This is a genomic window from Brevundimonas sp. TWP2-1 (assembly GCF_049897645.1).
Lineage (GTDB): Bacteria > Pseudomonadota > Alphaproteobacteria > Caulobacterales > Caulobacteraceae > Brevundimonas.
Map to the genome: position 1 here is coordinate 1,293,277 of NZ_JAFCWR010000001.1, position 12,894 is coordinate 1,306,170.

Below are 12,894 nucleotides of genomic sequence, written 5' to 3' on the forward strand. Positions count from 1 at the left end.
GCAGCCTATGACACGGCTTTAGTCGCGCGTCGGCTCACATTGGATGACCCCAGGTTTCGGCTCAGAATTCCGGCTTGGCGACCATCAGCCAGTAGATGGCCAGGACGCCGGCGAAGGCGGGCCAGCCCAGGGCGAACCACCAGCGGAACAGGCGATGATAGGCGGTCGGCAAGGGCGCGCCCTGCCCTGCCGCCTGTTCGGCCAGCTTCATCATCCGGAACTGGATCCACACCACCGGCAACCAGCAGACGCCGATCAAAACATAGAGGCCATAGGCGGCCAGCAGCCACGCACTGGTCAGGGACCAGCCCTGCAGATGGATCAGGCCCAGCCCGCTGATCGGCTGAATGACCACAGCAGTCGCTGTGAAGACGAAATCGGCCAAAACGACGATCCTGCCCACATCCGCGACCGTGCGCGCATCTTTCGTCGCGTGGGCGCGCAGCATGAAGAAGGCGATGCCCGCGCCGGTCCCAAACAGCACAGCGCCGGACAGGATGTGGACGATCTTCAGCAGGATATACAGGCTCATCGGCGCGCGTCCGTGGCGGCCACGAACAGACACAGGGCCATCATCGGCAGCACCTTGAGCCACGGCCCCAGCGGGTCGATCCAGTAGTGCGGCAGGCTGGTCGTGCCCGCGATCAGATAGCCGACGGTGGCCAGGCACATGAAGATCGCCACCCGCGCCGTCCACGGCCGCACGAACAGCATCAGCCCCAGCACCACGTCCAGCAGTGCGCCCCACCAGGCGATGGGTCCGGCCATGCGGCCATAACCGCCCTCGTGCAGGATGGCGACGGCGCGGTCCCAGCCTGGCCCGAAGCCGATCAGGCCGGTGATCAGCCAGAACAGGCCCAAGGTCAGGATGGAGACCGGCCGCACGAACCACAGCCGAGCATGCCAGACATCCTGAACCGAGGCCGGGGTCTCGGCCAGGAACTGTGTGAAACCGCGCGGCGGGACGCCCAGCGCCTGCGCCCAGCCGCTGTCGCGGCCCGACACGTCATGGTCCATTTGTTTGATCGCGGTCGTGCGGATCGGCGAGGACCAGCCCAATCGACCCAGCAGATCGCCGATAGCCAGCGCAGGCGCGGCCAGGGGGCGCGGCACGCGAACGACAGGCGCGGGCGTCAGTCCCATCCAGCCGCGATACAGGCGCAGCGTCTCGACCATGGTCACCGGCTCTGGCCCCGGCATGTCGAACGACTGGCGCGAGGGAGCGCCCGGTTTCAGCGCCGCAACGACGCCGGCCGACAGGTCGCCCAGCGGTATCGGACGGAAGGTCTGGTCGCCACCTATCACCGGGCTGAACAACGGAAAGGCCGCCAGCGCGCGGATCAGGCCCGTGCCGCCGAACGCCGCGCGGTCCACCACCAGCGACGGCCGCAGGATCAGCCAGTGCAGGTCGCTGGCCTGGATCAGGCGTTCGGTCTGGGCCTTGGTGCGGGCGTAGTCGGTGCCGGCGTCATCGTCCGCGCCGACGGCGGAAACATGCACGAGCCGTCGCACGCCCGCCGCCTCGCAGGCCGCGATCAGGGCGCGCGGACCATCGACATGGGCGGCGCGGGTGCTGTCGCCCGCCCCGTTCTGAAGCACACCCACGCCGTTGACCACGGCGTCAACGCCGACCAGCAGAGGCGCCCAGGCCTCGGGCGTCGTCAGCTTGGCGAAGTCGGCAACGACCCAATCGAACGTCGGCGCGCGACGGGCCGGCTCGGCGATGCGACGGGCGCCGGCCCGCACGGACCAGCCCGCAGACGACAGGGCCGCCGCAACATGCGAGCCGATGAAGCCGTTGGCGCCCAGCACCAGCACCCGTCCGCTCATTGCAACACCCGGTCCGTCAGATCGACCCCTTGCGGAGGCGTGGCGCACCAGGTCGCACCGGGAAACCGGCGGCGACGGCGCGCGATAAAATCATAGAGGGTGTCGCGAATGACCCTCGGCACGATCCGCCCGAGGACCGCCAGCCGATAGGGCGGCGGCAGCAGGGCCGCGATGCCCAGGACGCCGTCGGACCTCTGTCGCGCCACGCCGTTCTGAATCAACAGCATCGTATAGGGATCGTCGGCATCGACGCCGTAGTGAACCAGCAGCGCCCGCCCCAGCGGCGACTGCGTCGGCGCGAGGCGGATGCGCCCGGCCCGGTCGTGCTTCAGGATCTTGCGCGCCGAGCCCGAGCAGAGCGCGCAGTCGCCGTCGAACAGAACCAGGGGCCGGTCGTCCGGGAAGGCCGGAACGGCGGGATCCTCACGATAGCTGTAAGGCCCCCGCCCCATGGTCGGTTCGGATCGGCCTTAGAACGGGATGTCGTCGTTCAGGTCATAGCTTTCCTTGGGGCCGCTCGGCTTGTTGGCGCCGCCGGTGGAGAAGCCCGAGGAATAGTCGTCGTCGCCCCGACCACCGCCGCCGCCGGCATAACCGCCGCCTTGCGATCCGCCTTCCGAACGGCCGCCAAGCATGGTCAGTTCACCCTTGAAGCGGCTGACCACGATCTCGGTCGAATATTTCTCGACGCCCTGCTGGTCGGTCCATTTGCGGGTCTGGAGCGCGCCTTCGATATAGACGGTCGAGCCCTTCTTCACATAGTTCTCGACCACCTTGACGATGTTGTCGTTGAAGATGACGACCCGGTGCCACTCGGTCTTTTCCTTGCGCTCGCCCGAGGACTTGTCGCGCCAGGTTTCCGAGGTCGCGATCGACAGATTGGCGATGCGGTCGCCGTTCGGCATGGAGCGGATTTCGGGGTCGCGCCCCAGGTTGCCGACCAGAATGACCTTGTTGACGCTGCCCGCCATGGAAACTTCCTTCTCGTGTGAGGCGGCGACTGCATCGCCCGCCCCGTCAATTCAGTCCGATGTCTGACCGGGGCGACGCCTTATCGCCAGTCGCTTTCGACATCGCACCCGCCAAACCGGTGGATTAACGAAATGTTCCACCTTTGTTCACGCTCTGCAAGTCCTACTTCGCGGCGGGGTCCGCGGCAATGGCGATGGGACGACCGGTCTCGTCACGCTGGATAGCGCCGGGGATCGCCAGGCGGCCGTCGCCGGTGCGGGCCATGGCGAAGAAGCGGCTGCCGTTCAGGCTCTTGCCGATCTTGACCCCCTCACGGTCGATGAAGATGAATCGGCCCTGATAGGCGCCCGCGATCTCCTGGTTCGAGCCGCCCATGCGCAGGAAGCGCAAACGCATTTCTTCCAGGCGCGCGGCGCACTGTTCCAGCTGTGGCTGGTCGTCGGCGATCTTCTGCAGGCGAGGCGGCGCATTGTCCGGCGTCGCCACGAAATAGCAGGCGCCGTCGGCGAACTCATACTTCGGTTCATTCGAGCAGGCGCCCAGCAGGGCGGTCCCGGCGACGGCGGCGAGAACGACGAGGCGCATCAGTTCATCCCAGGAAATTGGCAGTTTCGGTCCTGCTCAGCCAGCGTCCGGAAACGTGAATTGTCGCCCGACTGTTCCACCCGGCGCGGCACTAGGCGCAGCGTCGTATCGCCCCAGCGGCCATATTGGGCGTCGCCCGGTCCGACGCAGGTTCCGGCATAAAGCGCCTGGACGCAGGCGTTCAGGCTCATGTTCGAAGACAGGGTGCGCCAGTCGGAACCGCTGTGACGCAGGCACGGGCTGCCGTTGGCGACGGGCGCGGGTCGCGGCGCGGGGCTCTGCTCAACATAGGCCGGCGGCGTGGTCTCGGCCATCTCAACGGCCGGCAGCTCGGGCGGCGGGGCGAAGGCGGCGGTGGGGGCGGCGGCCAGGGCGCCGGTCGCGTCCAGACCCACGTCCAGAGCGTCGGTCGCCAAACCATTACGCTGAGCGCAGACGGCCAAGGTCGCCATGCCGACGAACTGACCATCGACGAAGCAGCGCAGCTCGCGCGTCGGCTCCAGCGAAGGCGCGTCGGCCAGGTTGACCACCAGCCCGCCCTTGGACGCGGGCGAGGCCTCCGGTGTCCTGTCGCCGCCGCCGGTGAAGATCAGGGCCAGCACGACGGCGGCGATGATCACCAGACCAGCGCCGACCACGATGATGACGCGGTTGTCTTTCGGAAGGGCCATGAAGGGGCTTTCGCGGATGAGGAGGTCAATAACTCCGACCGGGCGCCGGGCGTCAACCGGCAAGCGCCGCGCAACGCCCATGCAGATGATATTCCAAGGGGGCAAAACCCGAAGGATGTTGCAACCCATGCGAGACGATTGACGCCGCTGAAGGCGATAGCCAAGCTTCACCTCATGACCCCGACCGCCCCGCCCTTTTCGTCGCCAAGCTTTCTGTCCGCCGTGACGCCGGAGAAACGCACCTGGCGCGCCTTCGCCACGGCCGGCGCGTTCATCGCGGCCATGATCTTGGTCGCCGTGGCGCTAGGATTAACGAACCTGGCAGTGCCGGGTTTCCGCGACGCATTCGAACTCTCCGAAGCAGCGCAAACGTCAAACCGACTTATCGAAGAGATGCGCGTGATGGGCGCGTTGGCGGTGATTCTGGGCCTCACCGCCGCCTTGGCTTTGTGGTTCGCCAGCCTGATCCATCATCGGCCCGCGGTCAGCTTCCTGTGGCCGAATCGTAAGCCCTCGATCCGACTGCTGCTGCTCGGCGCGGCGGTGTCGGCCCCAATCACGGCGATCATCCTGTTCGGCTATGGCTGGCTACAGGGGGAGGCGCTGCTGTTCCCGGTTCTGGACTATCGATATCCGCTGATGCATCGCGTCTCTTACGCCTTGGCGGCGGTCGCCGCCCTGTTCGTGGCGGCGCTGGCGGAAGAGGTGCTGTTTCGCGGTCTTGTGCTGCAGGCGACGGCCGCCTTCACGCGCCGGATACTCGTGATCTGTGCGATCAACGGCGTGCTGTTCGCCGCCTTCCATCTTTATGCCGACCCGGTGGTGTTTATCAGTCTGGCTATCGCGGGCTCACTCTGGGCCTGGGTCACGCTGGAGCTGGGCGGCATCGAGTTCGCGACAGGCGCTCATGTCGCGAACAATCTCTGCGTCGTTCTTCTGGCCGAGCCGTTCACTCTGGGCTGGGACACCGCACCGACGGCAGCGCCGATGATATTGGCGTTCGACCTGTTCATGGTGTTGGCCGTGGCCGTCGCGGTGAAGACGCTGAAAGCCAGCAGAACGACAGCCCTGGCCTAGATCAGGCCAGCAGACGGCTGAGCGCAGCTTGATAATTGGCCAGCTGGGTCTGCTGATAGGCGGTCGAAGAGCCGTTGCCGGTCTGGGTGTTGGTGATGCCGCCAGTCGACGGCGCCAGCGAGCGATAGGAGGACCGCACCGCCGTCATGGCCTGGGCCAGCGATTCGATTGCGGCCTTGATCGAAGCCGGGTCGTTGAGGCTCAGCTTGTTCGACAGGTTCAACCCATAGGTCTTGGTCGCATCCTTGTCCGGCTTGACCGGGCCGACGAAGCCGGGCGACAGGCCCAGCGCGCCAAGCGCATCCTTGCCGACTGCCCCGGAGGAGATGATGGCGCCGTCCTTGTTCGCCGCCGTCTTGATTTCCAGACGCTGGACGACGGGCCTGGCCTTGAGGTCGGTGATGACCTTGGCGTCCAGCTGGCGGCCCGAGGCGGCGTTGATCTTCTTGGCCAGGCTCTCCAGCGTGTCCTTGGCGTCGATAGTCACTGTGACGGCGCGGCCGCCGGCGGCGGGGGTGATCGAGAACTGATCCCCGACCCGGGCCGAGGTGGCGACGGTCAAAAGCTTGGAATCCGCCTGCATGATCTGCCCTTGCGGCAGGCCCAGCCGGTCCAGCACGCTGGCGCCGCCCGAGGCGATGCTGAGACTGGTCGGCATGGCCTGGTCGCCGTCGGCGCGCCAGGTCCGGTTGGATTGGACCGCCCCGGTGGCCAGATCGATCTGGGCCAGATAACCCGAAGTGGGGTCGTCCTTGCCCGCACCCTCGGCCCGGTTCGTGCCGGTGATCCAGACCTTGCCGTCCTTGATGGCGACATCGGCGGCGGTGTCCGCGCCCGCCCCGCCGAAATAGGTCAGGCGGTCGTCGCCTGATGCCTGAAGATCATCGGACAGGGTGGCGATGAAGACGTCGCTGCCGCCGACATGGGCGTTCGTCACCGCGCCGATGTCCAGGGCCGCGTTTTCGGTATGGCCGGTAACCACGACCTTGCCATTCTCGACCGAAATGCCCGCGATCGCGCCGCTGGCGTAGCCAAGGTCGCGGCTGGAGGCCAGGGTCGGCACGCCGGCTGCGTCCAGAGTGAAGCGGCGCACGACCGCCTTCCCGTTCTCGACACCCGCCGTATAGAGGTCGTTGCCCGACACCGTCATGGCCTGGACGGAATCGTCGCCGGCGCTGCCGAACTGAATCGTAGAGACATTCACGCCGACGTCCGGGCCGTTGATCTTGATCGGCTTTTCCTGGAAGGCCTGAAGATAGGAATCCCAGCCGCCCAGAGCCGCATTGCCCGGCATGGCCGATTTCGAGCGCCCGGCGACATAGACCATGCCGTCTGCGCCGAAGCGGACCTCGGTCGCCTCGTCGGCCGCCTTGGCGCCGCGACGCTGGGTCCATAGCTCCTTGCCCGAACTGTCGAACACGGAAACGAAACTGTCGGCGACGGCGGCGTTGTCGCCGCTCTTGCCCGGCTCCAGTGCGCCGGTCACCGACCCGGCCAGAGCCACACGGCCGTCGTCGTCGATGGCGATGGAGAAGCCGTTGGCGCTGGACGCGGCGCCCAGCAGCTTGGTCTGCATCAGATTGCCGCCGGAATCATATTTCATCAGGGCGACGTCGCGCGCGCCCTTGATCGGCTGGTCGCCCTCGCCGGCCGTCAGCTCGGCGACGACCCAGACCGAGCCGTCGGGCGCGACGGCGCTGGCCTTAACGGCGGCGACGCCGTCAGGCAGGTCGGTGTGCCCCACCCTGCCCTCGACCCAGAACGGATCGTCCACGCCCTGCTGCGCGGCCGGCGCGGCGCCGCCGTCGGCCTGGAATTTGAGCAACTGACCGGCGGTGCCGGCCTTGCCGACGCCCTGTGTCACATAGACGGCGTCGGAGGTGTCGACGGCCTGGAAGCTGATCGCCTCGCCCGTTCCGCCGTTGACCTTCAACGCCCATTGATCCGGCCCGGCCGGCAGGGTGATGGTCTTGGTTCCGCTCTTGATCGTCTTGGGTTCGGCAGGGATCATCTGGACGCCCATCCGCGTCGCGACGCCTGCGGCTTCCAGCTTGCCGTTCATATAGGCGACGACATTGCCCATTGACCGATCGGTCGCGCCCATCTCGGACAGGTCCATCTCGACCGCCTGGGTTCCCGCCGTGGTCTTGACCGTCATTGAGAACTTCACGTCGCCCTCGAACGCCTTGACCGTCGAGGTCGCAGCGCCGTCATGCAGGGGTGCGGTGAGGAAGCTGGTCGGCGCGCGTTCCAGCGCATAGGTGCTCTTGACCGAGGTCTGGGCCACGCCCTGAACCAGCCGCATGTCCTCGAAGCTGGCGGTGCTCAGATAGGTGGACATCTCGGCCATGCCCTCGCCGAACCGCTTGGACAGCAGGGCCGCTTCGGACGCGGCGAGACCCTTGACACCGGCCCGGTCGGCCAGGGCGCTGAGACTGTTGAGGCCCTGGTACAGGGCGAACATCTTGCGATAATCGCTGGAGGCGCCGGCGAGATCCAGGCTGACGTTGCCCTCGTCGATCAGGCGGCGGCCGGCCAGGGCCGCACGGACCATGTCGCTGGCTTTTGGCGGGGTCGCTGTGGAAGACCAAGGCGCGGTCGGTTGGGTCTTCTTGGTCTTCGCAGCCGTGCTCGCGCCAATGAGTGACGACGACGTGTCCGTCGTTATCCCATAAAGACCCAGCAGATAGCTGTTGTTGATCATTCAGACGGCTCCGACCCTATCGTGCGCCTGCGCCCGATAACGAACCGTTAAGCTGTGCGATCAGCCCTTGAACAGCGACAGGATGATCTGCGGCGCCTGGTTGGCGATCGACAGAGCCTGGACGCCCAGCTGCTGCTGGACCTGCAGGGCCTGAAGGCGCGCGCTTTCCTTGGCCAGATCCGCATCCACCAGATTGCCGATGCCGGCCTCCAGCGCGTCAGACAGCTTGCCGACATAGGTAGTGTGGCGTTCGATCTGCTTGGACTGAGCGCCCAGTTCGGCCAGGCGCGCCGTGCTGGTGGAGATGGCGGCGTTGATCCGCGTCAGGGCATCGTCGGCGTTCGGCTTGGTCAACAGGTCCGGCGCAGCCGCCACCGGCGCGGTGGTCGCTGCGAGACCGAGCCCCGTCAACGTCAGATCCTGGCGGTCCAATGTGATGGTCTCCGCGCCGTCGGCGCTGGCCAGGAAGTTGATGCCTGCCGTCGCCGTGCCGTCGAGGATGTTCGAGCCGTCGAAGATCGCATTGTCCGCGAACGACTGGATCGACTTCAGCAGCGACTGGAACTCGTCGTTATAGGAGGTCCGCATCGCCAGGGTGGCGCTTTCGTCCGACGCGGCGGTGGCCTTGCCCTTCAGCTCGATCAGCAGGTCCGAGATCTGTTCGCCTGCGGCCAGCGTCACGTCTGCGATGGAGGTGGCGCGGTTCAGGCTGGTGGTCACCGCTTCCAGCGAGCCGCGATCCGCGCGCTGTCCCTGTGCGACGGCCCAGACGGCGGCGTTGTCTCGTGCGCCCTGAACCTTCAGTCCAGTATTCACCCGGCTCTGAGTCGACGCCAACTGGTCGTTGGTGCGGTTCAGATTCTGCAGGGCGATCATCGCCGAGGTGTTGGTGTGGATGCTGGTGGTCATGGCTTCAAGCCCCCGGACGTTCTGTTGGGTACAGGATTAACCATGAGTCGTAATCACATGGTTAACGGCATAGAAATCATGATTGCACCGCACGGCAAGCCGGCGGCGCTGGGCATTCGTGAACGACGACGGCCGATCAGACGGCGGTGTCGACCAATCTTCCTCCGCGATAGGTCGGGTCGCTGCTCAGCGTCTCGACATCCTCGCGCGGCAACTGCCGAACCACCTCGCCCGTCACGCGGTCAAGAACCTTGTATACAAAGCGGTTATCACCCAGCGACTCGATGGTCAGCCGGTAACGGCTGGCGTCATTGTTGTCGTTTCGAGGCGTCGGCGGCGGAGGCGACGGCTTGGCGGTGATTGCGGCGTCGGGGATCGGCGGAGGTACGCTTACTGTTCTAGCAACATTGTCTGTCATGGCTCCATGCGCGGGTCGGCCCGCGCCCTCTAGAGAAGCAAACGATCAGCCGGAGCGGTCGTGAGACCGCTCCGGCCGCGCGTCTTAGCGGAACAGGCCCAGCAGGATCGAGCTGCCCTGGTTGGCGATCGACAGCGCCTGCACACCCAGCTGTTGCTTGGTTTGCAGAGCCGTCAGCTTGGCGCTTTCCTTGGCCAGGTCGGCGTCCACCAGATTGCCCACGCCGGCTTCAAGAGCGTCCTGAAGCTTGTTGACGAAGGTGATCTGGCGACCCAGCGACTTGGACTGGGTGCCCAGCGTGGCCAAGGCGCCGGTGACGGTGCCGATGGCCGTATCAACCGCCGCCGTGGTGGCGGCGCCGGCGGCGAGGTTGCCGGCTGTCAGAGTGGACAAGCTGGCCAACGGCGTCGTCAGGCTGTTGACGCTGTCGAACGAGGCGCCGGTGATCGCCGAGGCGATTTCCGTGCCCAAGGCGTTGAAGTCGGCCAGATAGGCCGTCTGCGCCGAACCGGTCGACGAGGCGATGCTGACCGACAGCGACTTCATCTCTTCCAGGGCGGAGGTGATGGTGTCGCCGGCGGCCAGGGCCACGTCGGTGATCGACTGGGTGCGTTGCAGGCCGGCGCGAACGGCGTCCTGCGAGGCGGCGGTGGCGCGTTGCGACGTTGCGATCGCGAAGATCGCTCCGTTGTCCTTCGCCGACGACACCTTCATCCCGGTGCTGATCCGGTTTTGGGTCGTTTCCAGCTGTTGGCTGGTCTTGTTCAGGCTCTGCAGAGCGACTGCGGCGCCGTAGTTCGTGTTGATGCTGGTAGCCATTTTGGCGTTCCTTTTTCACTTCGTGAGATCCGCCGCCATTTTGGCGACGGGAGCATTTTGCTCGGGGTTCAAGGCCATGACCCCGCCGCCGAGGCGGCGAGGTCGCCGGGCCTTAGCGGAACAGGCTCAGCAGGATGGAGCTGCCCTGATTGGCGATCGACAGCGCCTGCACGCCCAGCTGTTGCTTGGTTTGCAGGGCGGTCAGTTTGGCGCTTTCCTTGGCCAGGTCTGCATCGACCAGGTTGCCGACGCCGGCCTCCATGGCGTCCTGCAGCTTGTTGACGAAGGTGATCTGGCGACCCAGCGACTTGGACTGGGTGCCCAGCGTGGCCAGGGTGCTGGTCGTCGCCGCGATGGCGGCGTCGACGTTCGCCGTCGTGGCGTTGGCAGCGGTGATGCTGCCGGTGTTCACGGCAGTGATCGCCGCATTCGCGCCCAAGGCCGTCAGGCTATTGGTGCTGTCGAACGTGGCGCCGGTGATCGCGGTGCCGATTTCCGTGCCCAGAGCATTGTAGTCGGCCAGATAGGCCGTCTGCGCCGCGCCGGTCGACGAGGCGATGTTGACTGCAAGCGACTTCATCTCTTCCAGAGCGGAGGTGATGGTGTCGCCGGCGGCCAGGGCCACGTCGGTGATCGACTGGGTACGTTGCAGGCCGGCGCGAACGGCGTCCTGCGAGGCGGCGGTGGCGCGTTGCGACGTTGCGATCGCGAAGATCGCCCCGTTGTCCTTCGCCGATGACACCTTCATCCCGGTGCTGATCCGGTTTTGAGTCGTGTCCAGCTGTTGGCTGGTCTTGTTCAGGCTCTGCAGAGCGACTGCGGCGCCGTAGTTCGTGTTGATGCTGGGCATTTCTAGCCCTCCTTTTTTCACTTCGTGAGATCCGTTGGCGTTTTGCCGACGGGAGCGTTTTGCTCGGGTTCAAGGCCACGACCCCGCCGCCTAGGCGGCGAGGTCTCCGGGCCTTAGCGGAAGAGGCTCAGCAGGATCGAGCTGCCTTGGTTGGCGATCGACAGCGCCTGCACGCCCAGCTGTTGCTTGGTTTGCAGGGCGGTCAGCTTGGCGCTTTCCTTGGCCAGATCGGCGTCCACCAGATTGCCCACGCCGGCTTCCATCGAATCCTGAAGCTTGTTGACGAAGGTGATCTGACGACCGACCGACTTGGACTGGGTGCCCAGGGTGGCCAGAGCGGTGGTCACGCCCGCGATCGCCAGATCGACGTTCGCGGTGGTGTAGTCGGCGACGTCGGGCGTCGCCGCCGTGAACATCGCCAACTGCGTGTTGGCGCTGACGGCCGTAGCCGTGCCCAGGCGATAGGTGCCCGAACCCGTCTGAAGGTCGGTCGTCGCGCCCGCCGCCGTGTTCAACAGGTTGATCCCGTCGAAGGTGGCGCCGGCCAGCGCACTGCTGATTTCCTTGCCCAGGGCAGTGAAGTCGGCCTCATAAGCCGTTTTCGCCGAACCTGTGGATGAGGCGATGTTCACCGAAAGCGACTTCATTTCTTCCAGAGCGGAAGTGATGGTGTCGCCGGCGGCCAGGGCCACGTCGACGATGGACTGACCGCGTTGCAGCGAGCTGCGAACCGCATCTTGCGAGGCGGCGTTGGCGCGCTGTTGCGTGGCGATGGCGAAGATCGCGCCATTGTCCTTGGCCGAGGAGACCTTCATCCCGGTGCTGATCCGGTTTTGGGTCGTCTCCAGCTGTTGGCTGGTCTTGTTCAGGCTCTGCAGGGCGACTGCAGCGCCGTAGTTCGTGTTGATGCTGGGCATTTCTAGCCCTCCTTTTCACTTCGTGAGATCCCAGGCGTTTTGCCGGGGTGAGCATTTTGCTCAGGTCCGGCCGCCGGAAACCGACGACCGATGGATGCGGCTTTGGCCCGACCGCGGAGCGGTCGGGCCGTCGGCCTTAGCGGAACAGGCTCAGCAGGATGGAGCTGCCCTGATTGGCGATCGACAGCGCCTGCACACCCAGCTGTTGCTTGGTTTGCAGGGCGGTCAGTTTGGCGCTTTCCTTGGCCAGGTCTGCATCGACCAGGTTGCCGACGCCGGCCTCCATGGCGTCCTGCAGCTTGTTGACGAAGGTGATCTGGCGACCCAGCGACTTGGACTGGGTGCCCAGCGTAGCCAGCGAAGAGGTCACCGTGCTGATGGCCGTATCGACGGCAGCCGTGGTGGCTGCGGCGCGAGCGACCGAGCCGCCGGTCAGACCGGTGACGGCCGCAACGCCGAGGGGGGTCGTCAGGCTGTTGGCGCCATCGAACGTGGCGCCGGAGACCGCCGAGGCGATTTCAGTACCCAGGGCGTTGAAGTCTTTCAGGTAGGCGATTTCCGCGTCTGAACCGGCGACCGAAGATTGGATGCTGACGGCAAGAGACTTCATCTCCTCAAGCGCCGTCGTAATGGTGTCGCCGGCGGCTAGGGCCACGTCGGTGATCGATTGGTTGCGTTGCAGTGTGTTGCGCGTGGCGTCTTGCGAGGCGGCATTCGCACGCTGCTGGGTGGCGATGGCGAAGATCGCGCCATTGTCCTTGGCCGAGGAGACCTTCATCCCGGTGCTGATGCGGTTCTGGGTCGTCTCCAGCTGTTGGCTGGTCTTGTTCAGGCTCTGCAGGGCGACTGCGGCGCCGTAATTCGTATTGATGCTGGTAGCCATTTTGGCTGTTCCTTTTTCACTTCAGTGATTTCCAACGGCATTTTGCCGCGGGGAGCTTTTTGCTCGGTAGGTAAGAAGCAATTGCCGGGCCATTTTTGCCGCATGCAATTTGTCATAAGTAACTGTTTTTACTTGTTTGCCTTTGATTTACCCTCCTTCCGACCCGGCAACTCCTGCCGGGCTGACCTACGAACCGGGCAAGTTTTGCCGAGCGTGCGACGAGTTCAGTCTGCGCCGGCGGTCCGTCACCGCGCGACGA

14 protein-coding genes are annotated in these 12,894 nt (G+C 65.6%); 1 reads left to right on the top strand and 13 read right to left on the bottom strand.

Translation table 11 applies throughout. From position 1 onward, the window contains the following. Positions 1-61: 61 nt before the first annotated feature. The 6 genes from ACP7BH_RS06485 to ACP7BH_RS06510 form a co-directional block, all read right to left on the bottom strand. Complete coding sequence (locus ACP7BH_RS06485) at positions 62-532, bottom strand: DUF2269 family protein (RefSeq protein WP_425982841.1); 471 nt, start codon at positions 530-532, stop codon at positions 62-64. Beyond that, a complete protein-coding gene (locus ACP7BH_RS06490; protein WP_425982839.1) occupies positions 529-1,830 on the bottom strand; it encodes an SDR family oxidoreductase in 1,302 nt (433 codons plus the stop codon). Before ACP7BH_RS06490 ends, ACP7BH_RS06485 begins: the two co-directional genes overlap by 4 nt. Next, entirely contained in the window at positions 1,827-2,282 is a 456-nt protein-coding gene (locus tag ACP7BH_RS06495; RefSeq protein WP_425982838.1) for a thiol-disulfide oxidoreductase DCC family protein, read from the bottom strand. The genes ACP7BH_RS06490 and ACP7BH_RS06495 overlap by 4 nt, the downstream gene beginning before the upstream one ends. Positions 2,283-2,300: 18 nt before the next feature. Further along, the gene (ssb, locus tag ACP7BH_RS06500; protein WP_159850440.1) at positions 2,301-2,801 is read right to left on the bottom strand and encodes a single-stranded DNA-binding protein; all 501 of its coding nucleotides are present in this window, start codon (positions 2,799-2,801) and stop codon (positions 2,301-2,303) included. A gap of 163 nt (positions 2,802-2,964) precedes the next feature. Next, a complete protein-coding gene (locus tag ACP7BH_RS06505; protein ID WP_425982836.1) occupies positions 2,965-3,387 on the bottom strand; it encodes a hypothetical protein in 423 nt (140 codons plus the stop codon). Next, the gene (locus ACP7BH_RS06510; protein WP_425982834.1) at positions 3,387-4,058 is read right to left on the bottom strand and encodes a hypothetical protein; all 672 of its coding nucleotides are present in this window, start codon (positions 4,056-4,058) and stop codon (positions 3,387-3,389) included. The genes ACP7BH_RS06505 and ACP7BH_RS06510 overlap by 1 nt, the downstream gene beginning before the upstream one ends. A 138-nt stretch (positions 4,059-4,196) precedes the next feature. Here ACP7BH_RS06510 and ACP7BH_RS06515 point away from each other — a divergent pair, with 138 nt between their 5' ends. Next, positions 4,197-5,135: a CPBP family intramembrane glutamic endopeptidase gene (locus tag ACP7BH_RS06515; RefSeq protein WP_425982832.1), complete on the top strand. Its 939-nt coding sequence runs from the start codon at positions 4,197-4,199 to the stop codon at positions 5,133-5,135. Position 5,136: 1 nt separating this feature from the next. Here ACP7BH_RS06515 and ACP7BH_RS06520 read toward each other — a convergent pair whose 3' ends face one another. From ACP7BH_RS06520 to ACP7BH_RS06550, 7 genes are all read right to left on the bottom strand, one after another. Continuing rightward, positions 5,137-7,839: a transcriptional regulator gene (locus ACP7BH_RS06520; protein ID WP_425982830.1), complete on the bottom strand. Its 2,703-nt coding sequence runs from the start codon at positions 7,837-7,839 to the stop codon at positions 5,137-5,139. Between the two features lie 60 nt (positions 7,840-7,899). Next, entirely contained in the window at positions 7,900-8,748 is an 849-nt protein-coding gene (locus ACP7BH_RS06525; RefSeq protein WP_425982828.1) for a flagellin, read from the bottom strand. Between the two features lie 136 nt (positions 8,749-8,884). Further along, entirely contained in the window at positions 8,885-9,166 is a 282-nt protein-coding gene (locus ACP7BH_RS06530) for a flagellar protein FlaG (RefSeq protein ID WP_425982827.1), read from the bottom strand. A gap of 84 nt (positions 9,167-9,250) precedes the next feature. Beyond that, positions 9,251-9,985: a flagellin gene (locus ACP7BH_RS06535; protein WP_425982825.1), complete on the bottom strand. Its 735-nt coding sequence runs from the start codon at positions 9,983-9,985 to the stop codon at positions 9,251-9,253. 112 nt (positions 9,986-10,097) lie between these two features. Then, complete coding sequence (locus ACP7BH_RS06540; protein WP_425982823.1) at positions 10,098-10,835, bottom strand: flagellin; 738 nt, start codon at positions 10,833-10,835, stop codon at positions 10,098-10,100. A gap of 113 nt (positions 10,836-10,948) precedes the next feature. After that, complete coding sequence (locus ACP7BH_RS06545) at positions 10,949-11,752, bottom strand: flagellin (protein WP_425982821.1); 804 nt, start codon at positions 11,750-11,752, stop codon at positions 10,949-10,951. A gap of 136 nt (positions 11,753-11,888) precedes the next feature. Continuing rightward, complete coding sequence (locus ACP7BH_RS06550) at positions 11,889-12,635, bottom strand: flagellin (protein ID WP_425982819.1); 747 nt, start codon at positions 12,633-12,635, stop codon at positions 11,889-11,891. Between the last annotated feature and the right edge of the window lie 259 nt (positions 12,636-12,894).